The following is a 15,903-nucleotide window of genomic DNA, read 5'->3' on the forward strand; positions in this document are numbered from 1 at the left end:
TCGGAGGCCGCACGTGCCCGTCCGCAGAACCTTGCTCGCCGCACTCGCCAGTGCGGTGCTCGCCGCCGGCGCACTGACCGCCGTCGGCGGCCCCGGCGCCGCCCGGGCGGCCGACGCCGCGCCCGCCGCCTCCACCGGGGGCGTGAAGATCGCGTACTACGACCAGTGGAGCGTGTACGGCAACGCCTTCTACCCCAAGCACCTGGACACCCGGGGCATCGCGGCCGAACTGGACGTCCTCAACTACTCGTTCGGCAACATCCACCCCACCGACCACACCTGCTTCATGGCGAACAAGGCCGCCGGTGACGACGCCAACCCCAACGCCGGTGACGGCGCGGGCGATTCGTACGCCGACTACCAGCGCAGCTTCGCCGCCGCCGACAGCGTCGACGGCGTCGGCGACACGTGGAACCAGCCGATCGTGGGCGTCTTCAACCAGTTCAAGGAACTGAAGGCCAAGTACCCCAAGCTGAAAATCAACATCTCGCTGGGCGGCTGGACCTACTCCAAGTTCTTCCACGACGCGGCGAAGACGGACGCGAGCCGCAAGAAGCTGGTGTCCTCGTGCATCAAGCAGTACATCGCCGGTGACCTGCCGGTCGAGGGCGGCTACGGCGGCCTTGGCACCGCGGCCGGCATCTTCGACGGCATCGACATCGACTGGGAGTACCCCGGCTCGCCCGACGGACACCTCGGCAACCACTACGGCCCCGAGGACAAGCAGAACTTCACGCTGCTGCTCGCCGAGTTCCGCAAGCAGCTCGACGCGTACGGCGCCGCTCACGGCGACAAGAAGTACCTGCTGACCGCGGCACTTCCGGCCGGTCAGGACAAGATCCAGCACATCGAGACCGACAAGATCGGCGCGTACCTCGACTACGCGAACATCATGACGTACGACATGCACGGCGCCTGGGACGGCGACGGGCCCGCCTACCACCAGTCACCGCTGCATTCCCCGGTGTCGGACCCGACCGACCCGATCAAGCCGGGCACCCAGAAGTACTCGATCGACAACGCCATCGACGCGTGGATCGACGGGAACGCGGCGTACGGCATCACCGGCGGCTTCCCCGCGGGCAAGCTGACGCTCGGCTACGAGTTCTACTACCGCGGCTGGAAGGGCGTCCCGGCCGGGACGAAGAACGGTCTCGGTGGCAGCGCGACCGGCGCATCTGCCGCCCGTCCCGTCAGCCAGCAGGCCGGAATCGCGCACTACAAGGAGCTCGGCGGCATCGTCGACAACCCGGCGACCACCTTCTGGGACGACGAGGCGAAGGCGGCGTACTTCTACAAGGACGGCGAGTTCTTCACCGGACTGGACCGGCGGGCGATCCAGGCACGGGCCGACTACGCCCACAGTCGCGGCCTCGCGGGCGCGATGATGTACTCGCTGCTCGGACTGGACCCGAACGCCACGCTGTTCAAGGACATCGTCGCGGCGGTCGGCTCGTCGCCGACGAACCCCGACCCGGACCCGACGCCCACGCCGACGGACCCGACACCGGCCCCCACGGAGCCGACGCCCTCGCCGTCGGAGCCGGACACCGGCTGCACGGCCCCGGCCTGGTCCGCGACCCCGGCGTACACCCGCAGCACGCAGGTCTCCCACGAGGGGCACCGGTGGCGGGCCAAGTGGTGGACGCAGGGCGAGGAGCCCGGCACCACGGGTGAGTGGGGCGTCTGGGAGGACCTCGGCGCCTGCTGACCCCCTGGGGCGGGGTGCCTTCCCCACCCACCCCGCCTCCCCGGGGAACGGGGACCCTCCCCCCTACGCCCGGCGGCGTGGGGGGAGGGCCGTCGGCCGCCTCAACCTCCCATAACGCGGCCGGGTTTCGCTGCGCGGCATCAGCCGGCCGGGGCGTCCCCGGGCGAAGCCGGCGGGCTCCCAGGCGGTGCGGGCCCGGGGCTCGTCCCGGTCTCGGGTCGGGGCCTCCCGGGCCGGCGAGCGGCGGGGGCGCGGCAGGGGCGAGCAGCCCGCAGGCGCCACGCCCCTCAGCCCGACGCCCCCGCGGGCTGTGTACGCGGTCCGGCGCCGAGCATCTCCGCGATGCGCTCCGGGGCCACGGCCCGCGAGTAAAGCCAACCCTGGCCCGTGTCGCAGCCGATGTGCCGCAGCCGTGACGCCTGTCCCGAGGTCTCGACGCACTCGGCCGTGACCGTGAGCCCCAGCCGGTGCGCGAGTTCGACCAGCGCCTCGACGATCGTCTCGTCGGCGGGGTTGGCGTGCGCCTCGTCCTGGAAACCGCGGACAAACGTTCCGTCGAGCTTCAGTGCGGACACCGGCAGCCGGCTCAGGTACGCGAGGTTCGAATACCCGGTGCCGAAGTCGTCGATCGCGATCTGCACACCCATCTCGCTGAGCGCCTTCAGCGCCTGGAGCGGCCGACCCGCCGAGCCCATCACCGCCGACTCCGTGAGCTCCAACTGCAACAGATGAGGGGGCAGTCCCGTCTCGGCCAGGATGTCGGCGACATCCGCCACCAGGTCGGAGTCCCACACCTGGCGTACGGCGACATTGACGCTCACGAACAGCGGCTCCACGCCCGGGTGGTCGAGCTGCCAGCGGCGCGCTTGGCGGCACGCGGTGCGCAGCACCCACCGCCCGAGCTGCACGATCGAGCCGTCCTCCTCGGCGATGGCGACGAACCGATTCGGCGTCAGCGTGCCGAACTGCGGGTGATTCCAGCGCACCAGCGCCTCCACACCGCGTGTCACCCCGTCCGCGAGCCCCACGAGCGGCTGGTACTCCAGAGTGAACTCGCCGCGCTCCACGGCCGGGCGGAGCGTGGAGGAGAGCGCCTGGCGCGTCATCCGGTGCGCGTTGCGCTCGGGGTCGAAGAGCGTCCAGCGGGCGCGGCCGTCCTCCTTGGCCCAGTACAGCGTGGTGTCCGCGGCCTGCATCAGCCCGGTCGCGCTCGTCCCGGCCGCCGCTCGCTCGACCACGCCGATGGACGCGGACACCGACAGTCGCTGGCCGGCCAGGTCGAACGGCTGCTGCAGCGCCGCCAGTACGGACCGCGCGAGGTCCGCCAGTTGCTCGGTGCCCGTCGATTCCTCGACCAGGATGGCGAACTCGTCCCCGCCGAGCCGGGCGACGAGATGACCGCAGCCGTGAGCCCCGCTGTTGTCGGCACACTCGGTCAGCCGGGTCGCGACGGCGGCGAGGAGCCGGTCGCCGATCCGGTGCCCCAGGGTGTCGTTGACGGCCTTGAACCCGTCGATGTCCAGGTAGCACAGACCGATCCGCCCGGTGGAACCGTCATCGTACGGTGAGGACTCCAGCGCGGCGGTGAGCCGTTCGAAGAACAGCGTCCGATTGGGCAGCCGGGTCACCGGGTCGTGCAACTGAAGATGGCGCAGCCGCGCATGGAGCTCGCGCCGGTCGCTGATGTCGGCCACGGACAGCAGTACGTCGCCGGTGCCCGGCACGGGCGCGACGGTGACCTCGGCCCACAGGGCGCGCCCGTCCGGGTGTTTGAGGCGGCGGGTGCAGCGGAAGCGGGAGCGGCGGCCGCGCAGCACCTCGCGGTAGGCGTGCCAGGTGCGGGCGTCCGAGGCGAGGTCGATGAGGTCGGCGGCGCAGTGCGCGCGCAGGTCGGCGGCCCCGGTGCCGAGCAGCGCGGCGAGGGCGTCGTTGGCGCTGACGACGAGCCCTTCGTGGTCCACGACCGCCATGGCGAGCTGGGCGGCGTTGAACGCGGCGCGGTAGTCGCGCAGCTCGGCGGAGCTCGGGCCCATACCGTCACGCTCGGTGACGGGCTGTCGGACGTTTCCGGGGACTGCGACGCCCGCGGGCCCTTGTCCTTCGGAGGTTCCGCTCACCGCTCACTCCCGCATGCAGTGTGTCGTATCAGGGTCGTGCAAATGTGGTCGGGGGGTGGCCGCCCGAGGCATTCACCGAAGAAATCCCGCAAGAACTCGGGGAAAGTGTGCCGATCATAGAGGCAGGCGCGGCGGCCGTTCCAGCGTCACCGGCCCGGCGGGGGCCGCCGGTGCACCAAGGTCGATCGTTTCTGCGCGGGTGGCGTCCAGGGTCGCATCCAAGCTGACCGGATGTGACGTTCCGTGATTCTTCGGAGTGTCGCCGCATCTCGGGTCGGTGTCGGGTCGGTGTCGACCCGGTCACCCGAGTGGGGCACCGGAACAGGGCAAACCTCCGCAAAGCATCACAGGGTGGGTGGGGCATCCAGCATTCCCGAGCCGGAGGTCCACGTGGAGGGTCAGCAGTCGCCCGAGGGAACACCCGGGAGAGTGGAACGCGTGCGCCCGCGCAGCGCCGCCGCCGCGTTCACCTCCCTCATGGCGTTCGCGGCGACGTCCCTCGTGGCGGGGCCGGCCGTGGCCGACCCTCCCGGCGGACCGTGCGCCCTGCCGCGGACCGCGGCCCACCACTCGCTCGGCCTGGACTCCTGGAACTCCGCCTACCCCAGGCCCGGGAACCGGCTCGACGCCGTGATGGTCTTCCTGTCGTTCCCGGACTCCGTCCCGATGAACAGCCCGCGGGAGCTCGCCGCCGACCACTTCCCCGCCACCAGTGACTTCTTCCGGCGCGCCTCCTACGGCGCGTTCGTGCTGCGCGCCCACCCGCAGACGGAGTGGGTGCGGATGCCCCGGGCCTCCGTCACCTACGACATAAGGCGTGACTGGGACCCCGAACGGCGCCTGGTCTACCTCCGGGACGCGATCGACGCGGCCGACGACGACGTCGACTTCTCGCGCTACGACGTGGTCTATCTGGTCGCGGACCCGGACGCCCCCGGAGTCGACTCCGACGCCACCAAGGTCGTCAACTTCGACCGCCCGCTGACCGCCGACGGCGCGGAGATCCGCCGTGTCGTCACCGTTTTCGAACGCCATCCCCCGGACCGCAACGTCCTGGCCCACGAGACCGGCCATGTCTTCGACCTCCCGGACCTTTACCACCGGCCCGAGGACGGCAACGGCGACTGGGACACCCACGTCGGCGACTGGGACGTCATGGGCAGCCAGTTCGGCCTCGCGCCCGATCTGTTCGGCTGGCACAAGTGGAAGCTCGGCTGGCTCGGCCCCGCGGAGGTCCGGTGCGTGAACGGCGGCGGCCGGCCGACCGTCTCGGCCGGCCCGCCGGGCAGCGGGGAGCTCATCACCCTGGAACCGCTCGCCGCCGCGCCCGTCCGCGGCGGCAGCGTCGGTACGCGGCTGGCGGTGGTGCGCACCGGGCCCAACAGTGTGCTCGCGATCGAGGCGCGCGGTGCCACCGGCAACGACGCGTCCACCTGCACCGAGGGTGTGCTGCTCTACCGCGTCCAGGGGGAGGCTGCCTCGGGGGACGGGCCGATCGAGGTGGTGGACACGCATCCGGAGACAGAGGCGTGCGCGGACGAGTCGGTCTATCCGCCGCTCGCGGACGCGCCGCTGCAGGTGGGGGAGACGTTCACGGTGCCCGGCCCGCCAGGTGGGCGGACACGGGTGGAGGTGGCGGACCGTACGGCAACGGGGGCGTGGACGGTCAAGATCACGACGGCGTGACAGCCCATCTCGGGCGGGCACGTCGCGGGTATCTGACGATCACGTGGTGGGCACGTGGTGGGCACGTGGTGGGCACGAAAAAGCCCCTCGCTGTCGCGAGGGGCTTTTTCCGTCTGTGCGCCGCCAGGGACTCGAACCCCGGACCCGCTGATTAAGAGTCAGCTGCTCTAACCAACTGAGCTAGCGGCGCCTGCTGACGTCGTAGACCTTAGCATCCTGATCCGGGGGAGGAAAAATCGATATGCGGACACCCGGACGAGCCCGGTCGCGGGCGGCCCGCACGCAGGCCCACAGCAGCACCTCGGGCCCCGGCAGCCAGGGATGACGTGTGTCGGGGGCCACAAGCCAGCGGGGCGCCGAGGGAGTGTTCGAGGGGGTCAGGGGCGGGACGGTCACGGCGTCGCCGGTGCCGTGGCAGATGAGCGGCGGGACGGCCTCGCCCCTCCCCCCAGGACCTCCTCCTGGGGGGACCCCCACCTCCCACTCGAGCAGCGACGGCAGGCGCTGGGCGGCGCCCCGGGCGGCGAAGAGCATCATGCGCCCGCGGTGCATGGCGACGGGCCCGGAGCCGGGCCCCTCGCTCCAGAGCCGGTCGAGCATCCGGCGCCCGAAGACGGTGGGCACGTTGACCACGTCGAAGACGGTGCCGCAGGGGAGTACGGCGGAGGCGGTGGGCCGGTCCTCCCACTGGGACAACGCCGACCTCGAATGTGCCTGGGCGGAGGCGAGCCACTCGGCGCCGGGGGGAGTGACCTCGGCGACGTGATCGCGGCTCTCCTCGCGTGGGAGGGCGAAGATGTCCGCGGTGTGCTCTCGGTCTCGCAGCCATGCGCTCATGTATCCAAGGTCTACCGGCAGTAACGATTCGGTTTCCCAGGGTTGGCGAAAATGAGGACGGGGCCGGCGGAGGGGAGTATCTTGCGCCTGGCCACGTGTGGCGGGCATATGCGGGCCCCTTGAGCGGGCCGTGGACCGGGTTACGTCCCGGGGCACCGCCGTCCCCCCGTGCGGTAATGCCCTCTCGTGCCGCGCCCCCTCGGGCCGGGCTTCCCGGGGCCGGGCTTCTTGAGCCGGGCCGGCCCGGCCCCGGCGCGTGGCAGCGGGCCGGGGCCGCGCGCGTGGCGCCGGGCCGCTCCGCGGCCGCGCGTGGCGCCGGGCCGCTCCGCGGGGCCCGTATACGGGACTGCTTCCTGGCCGCCGGACCGGTCCCCGAACACGACTCCCTGCGCGTCCCTGCCTGGGGTTGCCCCCTGCGCTGACGTGCGTGGGCACCTCACCCCGGCACCGACCGCTCCCACAGGGCCCGGTGACCGTGAGCGTCAGCGAGTCCCGCGCAGGAGGTCGCGGCCGAAGTCGATCATCTTCTTCGCGTAGTCCTCGGTCCAGCCCGCCCGCTCGCCGATGTCGCCCGGCGTCAGCCGGTCGAAGCGGCGCGGGTCGGCCAGCTGGGCCGCCGCGATCGCCTGGAACTCCACCGCGCGGTCCGTCGCCGCCCGGAAGGCCAGGGTCAGCTCCGTCGCACGGCCCAGCAGCTCCTGAGGGTCCTCCATGGACTCCAGATCGAAGAAGTGCTCGGGATCGGCGGCAGCCTCCGACGGCTCGAAGAGCAGCGGGGCCGGCCGCATCCTGCGCTCGGTCGTCCGCTCCGGTTCTGCCATGTCCGTTCTCCTCCTCGCACCCCGGTCCGGCTCCCAGACCGTCATCCATTGTCCCGCGCGCCGCAAGAGGGCCTCACGGACGCCAGCTCACCCGGTGCTCGGCCAGGTGGGCGAGGACCGCGTGGTTCGCCTCCCAGCCGTCCGGGAACTTCACCGTCACGCCGAGCTGCAACCGCTCCGTCGACGGGTGCTCGTCCAGCAGATCGCCCACGCCCGCGCGGCACACCACGATGCACGCGTGCCGGTGGCGCGACGCCAGGACGCACAGGCGGCCCGTCTCCAGGTGGAAGGCGGTCGCGTCCGGCCGGCCCGACAGCGGGTGCAGCACGACGGTCACGTCGTACTCACGGCCCTGCAGCCGGTTCGCCGTATCGACCGTGACGCCCGTGACCCCCAGGTCAGCCAGCGCAGCCCGGACCGCCGCCGCCTGGTCGCGGTGGGCCGTGCCCACCGCGATCCGGTCGGCGGTCAGGGGCGCCGGCTCCGCCGAGCGCTCCGAGACCGTGGCCCCGCCCCGGTCCAGCAGCCGCCGCACCACCAGTGCCACCGCTCCGACCGCCTCCGGGTCCGTACGCGGCGTGCGCCGCGCGGGCAGCTCCAGCAGCCCCCACCCCGACTCGGCCGCCTCGTCCAGCACCCGGTCGGGGCCCGAGCCGTCGGACGCGACGCCGAACGTCAGCCGCCGGTCGCCCGCCCCCGTGCCGCTGCGGAAGGGGGTGTACGGGTAGAACGCGTCGGACACCAGCGGCGCCGCCGAGGCCGGGAGCCGCCACGAGACGGGCAGCCGGTGCTGCGGCAGATCCGGATTGTGGGCCAGCAGCGTCGAGACCGCGCTCGCCGACGGGTCGTACGAGAGCCCCGCCCACTGCTCCGCGCCGACGATCGAGAACGGGTCGAGCTGCCCCGGATCCCCCACGAACAGCGCCCGCTCGAACAGCCCGGCGACGGCGAGCAGCGCGTCGGAACGCATCTGGTACGCCTCGTCGACGATCGCGTGCCGCCACGGCTCCACGTTCTGCACATGGGCCCACTTCGCCGCCGTCGAGACAACGACGTCCAGACCGGCGAGATCACCGGCCTTGGCCGACGTGCGCACGTTGTCCAGGGCGTCGAGCGCCTTGTCGTACGGGTCGGAGTCGTTGGAGTGCAGACGGCCGACGGGCAGCTCCGGCTCCTTCTCGGCGAGACGGAGCACGAGGTCGTCCACCTGCGCGTTGGTCTGCGCGACGACCATCAACGGGCGTCCCGCCGCGGCCAGTTCGCGTGCGGCGCGCACCACGAGCGTCGACTTGCCCGCGCCGGGCGGCGAGTCGACGACGACGCCCCGGGCGTCCCCGTGGAGGGTGTCGTGCAGGATGCCGGCGGTGGCGCGCGCGGCCTCCGCCGAGGGGTCGAACGTCACAGGAGGTCCTCCGGGGTGACGAGATCGGGGCTCTCGGCGGTGTCGGAGCCGGGGGTCCCCCCGGCGAAGGCGGAGGGAGGGCCGCCGTGTGTCCACGGCGTCTCCTCGGGGTCGGGCAGCTTCGGGCCGCCCCGCTGGTCGTGCTCGAACAGGGTCCAGTCGATCAGGTCGCCCTTGCCCGGCACCGACCCCTCGGCGGGATCCTTGGATCGGCCCATACGGTCGGTGATGCGCAGCACCAGGACCCCGTCCCCCTCGTACCGCACGAACTCGGCCGTCTGCGGCTTGCCTTCGAGCGAGCGGTACACCTTCGCCCTCTCGCCCAGGTGCGGGCGGTCCTCCGTGCGCACGGTGACCAGCGGGCGCGGGCTCGGGCGCTTGGACTCGGACCAGGTCATCTCCACGTCGAGCACCTCGGCGGTGAACGCCTGGCCCGCGAGCCTGAAGTCCGCCAGCACCAGTGGATCGTCCAGCGCCTCATGGGCGTCCAGCTGGGCCTGGGCGCTCTCGCGCGCGGCGAGCTTCTGCGCGGCCGTGACCGCGTCGTCGCGCCGGGGCTGCGGCGGCTCCCCGGCCCGCACCCGGTCGCGGTGCGCGGTGAAGGACCAGCGGTCCCTGGTCCAGCGGTCGGGGACCCGGGAGCCCTCGGGCAGCTCACGCATCAGCGCGACCGTCCGCCACACCGCCTCCCAGGTGGGCCGCAGCACGCCCGCGACGAGGCGGCGGATCTCCTGCTCGGCACCGTGCAGTTCGCCCAGGCGCTCGTCCGCGCTCGCCCCGTCCTCCGCGGCCGCCAGCAGCTGACGCGCCCTGTCGAACCGCTCCATCGCGGGTGCCAGCAGCCGGTTGTCGAACGCCGGGTCGGTCGCGGGACCGGCCGGCGGGCACAGCAGCTGCCCGTCCCGGCCGCGCGCCAGCTCCGCGCGCAGCGCCGCCTCCGCGCCCGAGTCGCCTTCCTGGGCGTCGATCCAGGCGAGCAGGGCGCCCAGGTGCTGGTCCTCCAGTGACGACTGCCCCGTCGCCCAGTGCCGGTTCAACAGGTCGGTCGCCGACAGCAGCAGCGAGGAGCCGGGCACGCGGGCCCGCTCCCCGTAGTGCGTGAGCCAGCGACCGAGCAGCGGGACGCGCGGCGGTGCGGGGTAGGGAGTGTCGGGGTCCTGCTCGACGGTGCGCCGGAAGCGCATCGAGCGGCCCAGCAGCCGTACGTACTCGATGCCCTCGCGGCTCGGCACGATCAACTGGGGGGCGTCCGCGCACAGTTCGACCTCGACGGTGACCTTCTTGCCGGTCTCCGCGTCCGTCTCCTTGCGTTCGACATGCTCGACGTCGTCGCCGTACGCGTCGATGTGGGGCAGGACGGCGTCCGCAAGCTCCGCGAGGAACGCCGAGCGCAGATCGCGGTCCCGCGGCTGGGCCACGACCAGCAGTCTCGGCTCGTCGGGAGCCGAGCCGACCAGCGCGCCGAGCGGCGCTCCGGCCTCGCCCGCGGTCGTCAGCGGCACGAACACCAAGGGCCGGTCCGACAGGTGGCGGTGGCGCACCGTCGCGAGCGGCTGCGCGCGCCCCGACTCGACGGCCTCCAGCCGCGCGAGGGTGGAGATCAACGACATCCGGCCGCCTCCGGCGCCTCGTGCGGGTGCCCGTGGGTGCTGTCCGCGTGCTGCGGTGCGTCGTGCTCGTGGGCGCGGTCGGCGTGTGCGGCGTTGTGGCCGTGGGCGCTGTCCGCCTGTTGCGGTGCGTCGTGCCCCTCTGCCCGGTCCGTACCGGCTTGCGGCGTGGTGTCCTGCGTGCCTGCGCGGTCGGTCCCGGTTCGCAGCGTGGAGTCCTGCTGGGTCGTCGCACCGTCCGCCCCGGCGCGGGGAGCGTGCGGCCCGCCGCCGTCCTTCCCTGTCGGCGGCGAGGGGGCCTGCGCGGCACCGTCCCGGGCGGCGGGCTGGAGTGCCTGCCCGTCTGCCCGGTCCGTCCCGCCCCGCAGTGCGAGGTCCCCGGAGCCTGTTCCCGCGTGAAGTGCCGCGGCTCGCAGTGCCGCCGCTCGGCGCAGGGCTTCGACCGCCGGGTCGTCCGGGTCGCCCGCCTTGCCGCGCGCGGCGGCGAGGACGTCCCCGATGGTCGTCAGTCCGCCGAGCTCGCCCCGCACCGACCGGCCCAACGCCTCCACCGCGCCCGCGAGACGAGCCCGGTCGCGGCAGTGGAAGGCCAGCTCGCAGGCGGCCAGGCACTCGGGGGCGTACGCGTGCGGCACCTGCTCGACCGCGTCGGCCAGCTCCTCGGCCGAGCACGACTCCACGTCGAAACTCACGCCCTCCGGCACCGTGGCAGCGATCTCCTCCAGCCGGGTCAGCCGGGCCAGTTGGCGGCGGGTCACCGACAACTGCTTGCGCACGTCCACCACCGACGCGGTCGGCATGTTGGTGAAGTCCTTCGGGCAGACCAGCAGGACGTGGTGCGCCACCGACGCGCCGTCGGTCAGGGTCGCCACCCGCTCCAGGGCCAGGACGTACACCGCGGCCTGCCGGGCCGCGGCGCCCACCTTCGCCGCGTCCGCCGACGCGTCGATCATCGGGAACGACTTGATCTCCACGACCGTCCACCGGCCGTCGGGGTGTACGACGACCGCGTCCGGCTCCAGATGCGCGGGCGAGCCCGCGACGTCCAGCGCCAGCATCGGGTGGTCGAGCAGCGTGAAGGCGCCGGCCCCGGTCGCCTCGCGCAGTGCCAGCGCGGTGCGGGCCGCGCGGCCCTCGGGCCCGACCGCCGCCAGGTCGGGGACACGGACCTCACCCGGGTCGTCGAGCCCCAGCAGCCGCATCAGCTCCTTGCCGCCGTCGGCCTTGACCTTGGCCTCGAAGGCATTGCCCCGCATGAAGGCGAACTGCGACTGCCCGAACGACGCCGGGGAGCCGAGCGCCGTGGCCAGCGCCGTCTTGTCCACGCCCGCTCCGTCCAGCAGGGCGCGCCGCTTGCAGCCGGGGTTGGCGGCAAGGGCCGCGAGCGCGCGGGCATCGAGCGGATGGGGCTGCGTGGCGGGGCCGCGCAGCTCAGCGAGCCGCTGCCTGAGTGCTGTCGTCGGCGCCTGCGGAGGAGGTGCGCTGTCCGGGGATTCGCTCACCCGCCGAAGTCTCGCATCCGCCACCGACAACGGGGGCCGTGACGGGTGCGGTCCGCTGGCCGAAGCGAGCCTTCAGCCGGTCGGTGAGCCGCATCGCGCCGGGCGCGAGCAGCGCGCCGACGCCCATCACGGCGGCCCCGGCGACGGCGTCGAGGAAGTAGTGGTTCGCGGTGCCCATGACCACGACCGTGGTCAGCAGCGGGTAGGCGACGCCGAGGGCCTTCATCAGCGGCGTACGGCCGTGCTGCCACAGCATCACACCGCACCACAGGGCCCAGCCGACATGGAGGCTGGGCATCGCCGCGTACTGGTTGGTCATGCCGCCGAGCCCGCGCGGGGCGCTGGCCTCCCCGCCCCACCAGCCGTACGCGCTGTACTGCGCCATCGTGTCGACGAAGCCGTGGGTGGCGTCCAGCAGCCGCGGCGGGCAGGTCGGCATCAGCGTGAAGCCGATCAGGCCGAGGAGTGTGGAGAGCATCAGCCAGGTGCGGGCGGCGCGGTAGCGCGCGGGATGGCGGCGGAAGAGCCACACCAGGATCGCCGGGGTCACCAGGTAATGCAGGGTCGCGTAGGCGAAGTCGGCGGGTATGCCTATCACAGGGGTCTCGGTGAAGAGACGGTTCAGCGGATGCTCGGCGTTGAGGAAGAGGGTCTTCTCCGCGCGCAGGATCGCCAGTCCGTGGTCCACGGCCGTCGCCACGTCACCGCGAGCGAGGAGCCGCCCGGCCGAGTACGCCGCGTACACGAAGCCGATCAGCATCAGTTCGGTCCACCAGCGGGGCCGAGGGTGCTGCGCGGGGAGCGGCATCCGGTCAGTCTCCGTCTTCAGTTCGAAGGATCACCCGTCCTGGAAGGTGACGCCGAGATCGCCGCGGAGGTTGCCTGCCGATGAGGTGCGGGATGATGGAGCGGCACGCAATCGTGAACATCAGGGAGAGGCCCCATGGCACCGCGGATCCTGCTCGCTCGGCACGGCCAGACCGAATGGTCGTTGAGCGGCCGGCACACCGGCAGGACGGACATCCCGTTGCTGGACGAGGGCAGGCGCGGCGCGAAGCTCCTCGGCGAGCGGCTGCACCGGGCGCCGTGGTCCGGCCTCCCCGGTGCCGAGGTCCGCACCAGCCCGCTCGTGCGGGCGAGCGAGACGTGCGCGCTCGCCGGCTTCGGCGACCGGGCACAGCCGTGGGACGCGCTGATGGAGTTCGACTACGGGGCGTACGAAGGCCTGACCCCGCCGGAGATCCACGCCCTGCGGCCGGGCTGGCTCCTGTGGCGTGACGGCGTCCCGGACGGCGAGACGCTCGCGGCGGTCTCGGCCCGCGCGGACGAGGTCGTCGAGTGGGCGCTCTCGGCCGACCGCGACGTGCTCGTCTTCGCGCACGGCCACATCCTGCGTGCGATCGGCGCGCGCTGGCTGGGCCAGGACATCTCGTTCGGTGCGCGTATCCGGCTCGACCCGACGAGCCTGTCGGTCCTTTCCTGGGCGTACGGGGACCCGGCGGTCGAGCGCTGGAACGACACGGGCCACATGGAGGTCTGAGCCGGGGCCGACCGCTGTTCCTCGGCGGGCGACGGCGGGGCCGACGGATGTGACGCCCGGCCGGGGGAGATCGGGGCCAGGCGGACGCGGTGTCCAGCGTGGGCGATCGGGTCCCGGCGGACGCGGTGTCCAGCGGGGGAGATCGGGTCGCGGTGGATGTGACGGCGCGCGTGGGTGATCGGGTCCCGGCGGACGCGCCGCCCAGCGTGGATGATCGGGTCCCGGCGGACGCGCCGCCCAGCGAGGGTGATCGGGTCCCGGCGGACGCGCCGCCCAGCGAGGGTGATCGGGTCGCGGCGGACGCGCCGCCCGGCGAGGGCGGATCAGGCGGGGTGCGAGGCCGCCGCGTGGTGGTCCAGGAAGGCCGCGACGCCCTCGGCCCGGCGGTGCGGCACCAGCACCCGCGCGGTGTCCGCCAGTATCGTCCGGATACGCGACGACCGGACGTCCCCGAGCAGCTGGAGCACCTGCTCACCCGCCGCGGCCGCCTCGTCCGGGGCGCCCGCGCGCGCCAGGTCGGCCGCGAGCTCCGCGCGGTAGAGCGCCAGGTTGCGGGTGAAGCGGTGGTCCTGCAGCATCGCGGCCCGCCGTGCGTGGCGGGCGGCGCGCGCGAAGTCGCCGAGCGCCGCCCAGCACTGCGCCTGGAGCGCCTGGAGCTCGGGTTCCGCGAAGAACGACATCCATTCCGGGTCGTCCGGCGCCGGCCCCTGCTCGAAGTACGTGTGCGCGCGGGCGAGCGACTGCTCGCACCCCGTACGGTCCCCGAGCCCGGCCCAGCCGCCCGCCTCCCGCAGCGCCAGCAGCGACAACAGCCGTGGCGAGCCCACCTGTCGGGCCGCGCGCCGGCCCGCCTGTGCGGTACGCACCGCCTCCCGGTACCGGCCCGCGTCCCTGGCCAGGAACGACGTGTTGCAGAACGCGTGCGCCTCCAGGGCAGGGTCGCCCGCCACGCGCGCGGTGGCCAGCGCCTCCGCGTAGTGCGAGCGCGCGTCGTCGAAGCGCCCCGAGTCATGGGCCAGCCAGCCGACGGAGACGGCCAGTTCACCCGCACCGGCGTGCAGCCGGTCCGCCGTCGACCTGCGGGACCAGGTCCCCGCGTCGAGCAGCGCGTAGGCGGCACGCAACGGCTGGGCGGCCTGCCGGTAGAGGCCGTCGGCGCCGTGCCGGTCGTCGAGGAGGCGGATGCGGCGTACCGCCTCCTCCACCGCAGCGACCTCGGCCTCGCCGACCCGGCGCTGGGCAGGCATGGAACCGGATGTGAACCCGAGTCCCAGGGACGCGACCGCCACTGTGGCGGAGCCGCTTGTCATGAATGCGCGACGCAGCACGTCGCTCTCCTCGTCGATGTCGCTGTCACTGCTGGACCGGCCGCCGTCGAAGGGGCAGCACGGCTGGAACGGGGGTGCCGGCCGTCCGGCACCCGGTGCCCCGGCGGCCGTGAGACGGCCGCGCCCGCGCACGTTCTCCCGGGCGGTGAAGCCCAGATCGGTCAGTGTGAGACCGGGGAACATGTGCAGGAACACCCGCTCGTAGGCGTAGTTGGGGCAGCGGATCTCGCCCGCCTCGACCCGGCCGATGTAGCGGGCGTCGCACGAGACGTGCTCGCCGATCTCGCGGGCGGCCCTGCGGACCGCTGTCGCGAACTCGCCCGGGGAGCGCGATCCGCGCAGTCGGCGGAAGGCCAGGTTGGGGTGCGCGGGGCGCGCCCTCGATGCCTGTGACGATGACGCCATGGCCGAGCCCTCTCTTGGTGCAGCCGTGTTCCGGCGGAGCAAGAACGTACCTGCTGTGACAGGGCACACACACCCGGTTTGCCTGCAAAAGGGGCATCTCGCCGGCGATCTGCCATGAACTGCCATCCTTTGCGGCGGCGTGCCGCCGTAGCCCTTGACGCCGACGGGCGTTGAACCCTACGGAGACGGGTCATGTGTCTCCACTCGAGCGAGGAGGGGATCCCCTTGTTGGAGGTCGGCATGGAGACCGGTGCGACGCCCTCGACCACGGTGGGCCATGAGCCCACCCCGGACAGCAGCCTGCCGCCTGCCGTGCCGTGCGACCTGGTGACGGTTCCCGCGCGTCAGGGTCTGGAGGCCGTCGACATCCTCCGCCGGGCTGCCGCCGCCCCGGCCGTGGGGCCGGTGCTGCACGACGGGGCGTGCGACACGCTGGGCTTCCTGGTGCCGCCGGGTACGGCGGACGGATGGGACGTGCCGGGGAGCGCGTGTACGCAGACGTCGGGGAGGGGGCTGCGGATCCCCGGCCTCCCGCCGGAGCCGCCGGTACGTGGCTCGGGCTGGCTGCTGCCACCGGACGGTACGGAGCCGGTGACGGACCCGGCGGTGCTGAGGGAGGCGCTGGGGGAGGCGGCGCGGCTGATCGAGGCGGCGGACAACTGCCGGTGAGGTGGGGGTCGTTGCGAGGGGTGATTTTCCCCACCCCGCCCCTTCCCGAAACTCTGACGAGACCTTGGGGGGCTCCGCCCCGGCCCTCTGCCGTGCCCGCTTCGCGGCGCGAGGGGCAGCGCCGGGCGGCCGGGGACTCGATCTCCGTCTGCGGCTGTGGGTCGAGGGCTTGGGGACCGAGGGCCGCCCCCGGCCCGCCCGCGAGGGTCGAGCCCCGGTGTGGAGCACGGTCGTGCCCCCGACTGCGTCCGTTGCGCGGCGATCGGCCGGCGGACTGG

The 15,903-nt window shown here is 73.3% G+C and carries 11 protein-coding genes, 1 tRNA gene and 1 pseudogene; 4 read left to right on the top strand and 9 right to left on the bottom strand.

Annotated features, from left to right (window positions below; translation table 11 throughout):
* Window positions 1-13 precede the first annotated feature (13 nt).
* Window positions 14-1,711 carry a glycosyl hydrolase family 18 protein gene (locus tag J7E88_RS17455; RefSeq protein WP_215182019.1) on the top strand — a complete coding sequence of 566 codons (1,698 nt, stop codon included), beginning with the start codon at window positions 14-16 and terminating at the stop codon, window positions 1,709-1,711.
* 287 nt (window positions 1,712-1,998) lie between these two features.
* Here the strand turns inward: J7E88_RS17455 and J7E88_RS17460 are convergent, their stop codons facing one another.
* Entirely contained in the window at window positions 1,999-3,828 is a 1,830-nt protein-coding gene (locus tag J7E88_RS17460; RefSeq protein WP_215182021.1) for a bifunctional diguanylate cyclase/phosphodiesterase, read from the bottom strand.
* Window positions 3,829-4,257: 429 nt separating this feature from the next.
* Here J7E88_RS17460 and J7E88_RS17465 point away from each other — a divergent pair, with 429 nt between their 5' ends.
* Window positions 4,258-5,514, top strand: coding sequence for a M6 family metalloprotease domain-containing protein (locus J7E88_RS17465; protein ID WP_374196290.1), 1,257 nt, complete (start codon window positions 4,258-4,260; stop codon window positions 5,512-5,514).
* Window positions 5,515-5,630: 116 nt separating this feature from the next.
* On the opposite strand, the gene J7E88_RS17470 is transcribed toward J7E88_RS17465, so the two are convergent.
* The 7 genes and pseudogenes from J7E88_RS17470 to J7E88_RS17500 all read right to left on the bottom strand — a co-directional run bounded on the left by J7E88_RS17470 (window position 5,631) and on the right by J7E88_RS17500 (window position 12,491).
* Window positions 5,631-5,704 (bottom strand) — tRNA-Lys (locus J7E88_RS17470).
* Window positions 5,695-6,351 carry a bifunctional DNA primase/polymerase gene (locus tag J7E88_RS17475; RefSeq protein WP_215182023.1) on the bottom strand — a complete coding sequence of 219 codons (657 nt, stop codon included), beginning with the start codon at window positions 6,349-6,351 and terminating at the stop codon, window positions 5,695-5,697. The genes J7E88_RS17470 and J7E88_RS17475 overlap by 10 nt, the downstream gene beginning before the upstream one ends.
* 482 nt (window positions 6,352-6,833) lie before the next feature.
* A complete protein-coding gene (locus J7E88_RS17480) occupies window positions 6,834-7,172 on the bottom strand; it encodes a hypothetical protein (protein ID WP_215182025.1) in 339 nt (112 codons plus the stop codon).
* Window positions 7,173-7,245: 73 nt separating this feature from the next.
* Window positions 7,246-8,574 carry an AAA domain-containing protein gene (locus J7E88_RS17485; RefSeq protein ID WP_215182027.1) on the bottom strand — a complete coding sequence of 443 codons (1,329 nt, stop codon included), beginning with the start codon at window positions 8,572-8,574 and terminating at the stop codon, window positions 7,246-7,248.
* Window positions 8,571-10,184: a hypothetical protein gene (locus tag J7E88_RS17490; RefSeq protein WP_215182029.1), complete on the bottom strand. Its 1,614-nt coding sequence runs from the start codon at window positions 10,182-10,184 to the stop codon at window positions 8,571-8,573. The genes J7E88_RS17485 and J7E88_RS17490 overlap by 4 nt, the downstream gene beginning before the upstream one ends.
* 356 nt (window positions 10,185-10,540) lie before the next feature.
* Window positions 10,541-11,683: pseudogene (locus tag J7E88_RS17495) on the bottom strand (hypothetical protein); the annotation flags it as partial.
* Window positions 11,613-12,491 carry a phosphatase PAP2 family protein gene (locus tag J7E88_RS17500; RefSeq protein WP_215182031.1) on the bottom strand — a complete coding sequence of 293 codons (879 nt, stop codon included), beginning with the start codon at window positions 12,489-12,491 and terminating at the stop codon, window positions 11,613-11,615. The pseudogene J7E88_RS17495 and the gene J7E88_RS17500, both read right to left, overlap by 71 nt.
* Before the next feature lie 135 nt (window positions 12,492-12,626).
* On the opposite strand from J7E88_RS17500, the gene J7E88_RS17505 reads away from it, so the two are divergent.
* Window positions 12,627-13,223 (top strand): histidine phosphatase family protein, encoded by a 597-nt coding sequence (locus J7E88_RS17505; protein WP_215182033.1) that lies wholly within the window; start codon window positions 12,627-12,629, stop codon window positions 13,221-13,223.
* Between the two features lie 323 nt (window positions 13,224-13,546).
* Here the strand turns inward: J7E88_RS17505 and J7E88_RS17510 are convergent, their stop codons facing one another.
* Window positions 13,547-14,956 (bottom strand): tetratricopeptide repeat protein, encoded by a 1,410-nt coding sequence (locus tag J7E88_RS17510; protein ID WP_215182035.1) that lies wholly within the window; start codon window positions 14,954-14,956, stop codon window positions 13,547-13,549.
* A gap of 192 nt (window positions 14,957-15,148) precedes the next feature.
* Here J7E88_RS17510 and J7E88_RS17515 point away from each other — a divergent pair, with 192 nt between their 5' ends.
* Complete coding sequence (locus J7E88_RS17515) at window positions 15,149-15,625, top strand: hypothetical protein (RefSeq protein WP_374196291.1); 477 nt, start codon at window positions 15,149-15,151, stop codon at window positions 15,623-15,625.
* The last annotated feature ends 278 nt before the right edge of the window (window positions 15,626-15,903 follow it).

Origin of the sequence: Streptomyces sp. ISL-10, from assembly GCF_018614575.1 — a bacterium.
Classification (GTDB): Bacteria; Actinomycetota; Actinomycetes; order Streptomycetales; family Streptomycetaceae; genus Streptomyces.

Excerpts from the sequence above, each read along its gene's own strand:
- J7E88_RS17505 (WP_215182033.1), top strand. The coding sequence starts at position 12,627 with ATGGCACCGCGGATCCTGCTCGCTCGGCACGGCCAGACCGAATGGTCG.
- J7E88_RS17480 (WP_215182025.1), bottom strand. The coding sequence starts at position 7,172 with ATGGCAGAACCGGAGCGGACGACCGAGCGCAGGATGCGGCCGGCCCCG.
- J7E88_RS17475 (WP_215182023.1), bottom strand. The coding sequence starts at position 6,351 with ATGAGCGCATGGCTGCGAGACCGAGAGCACACCGCGGACATCTTCGCC.
- J7E88_RS17510 (WP_215182035.1), bottom strand. The coding sequence starts at position 14,956 with ATGGCGTCATCGTCACAGGCATCGAGGGCGCGCCCCGCGCACCCCAAC.
- J7E88_RS17515 (WP_374196291.1), top strand. The coding sequence starts at position 15,149 with ATGTGTCTCCACTCGAGCGAGGAGGGGATCCCCTTGTTGGAGGTCGGC.
- J7E88_RS17500 (WP_215182031.1), bottom strand. The coding sequence starts at position 12,491 with ATGCCGCTCCCCGCGCAGCACCCTCGGCCCCGCTGGTGGACCGAACTG.
- J7E88_RS17490 (WP_215182029.1), bottom strand. The coding sequence starts at position 10,184 with ATGTCGTTGATCTCCACCCTCGCGCGGCTGGAGGCCGTCGAGTCGGGG.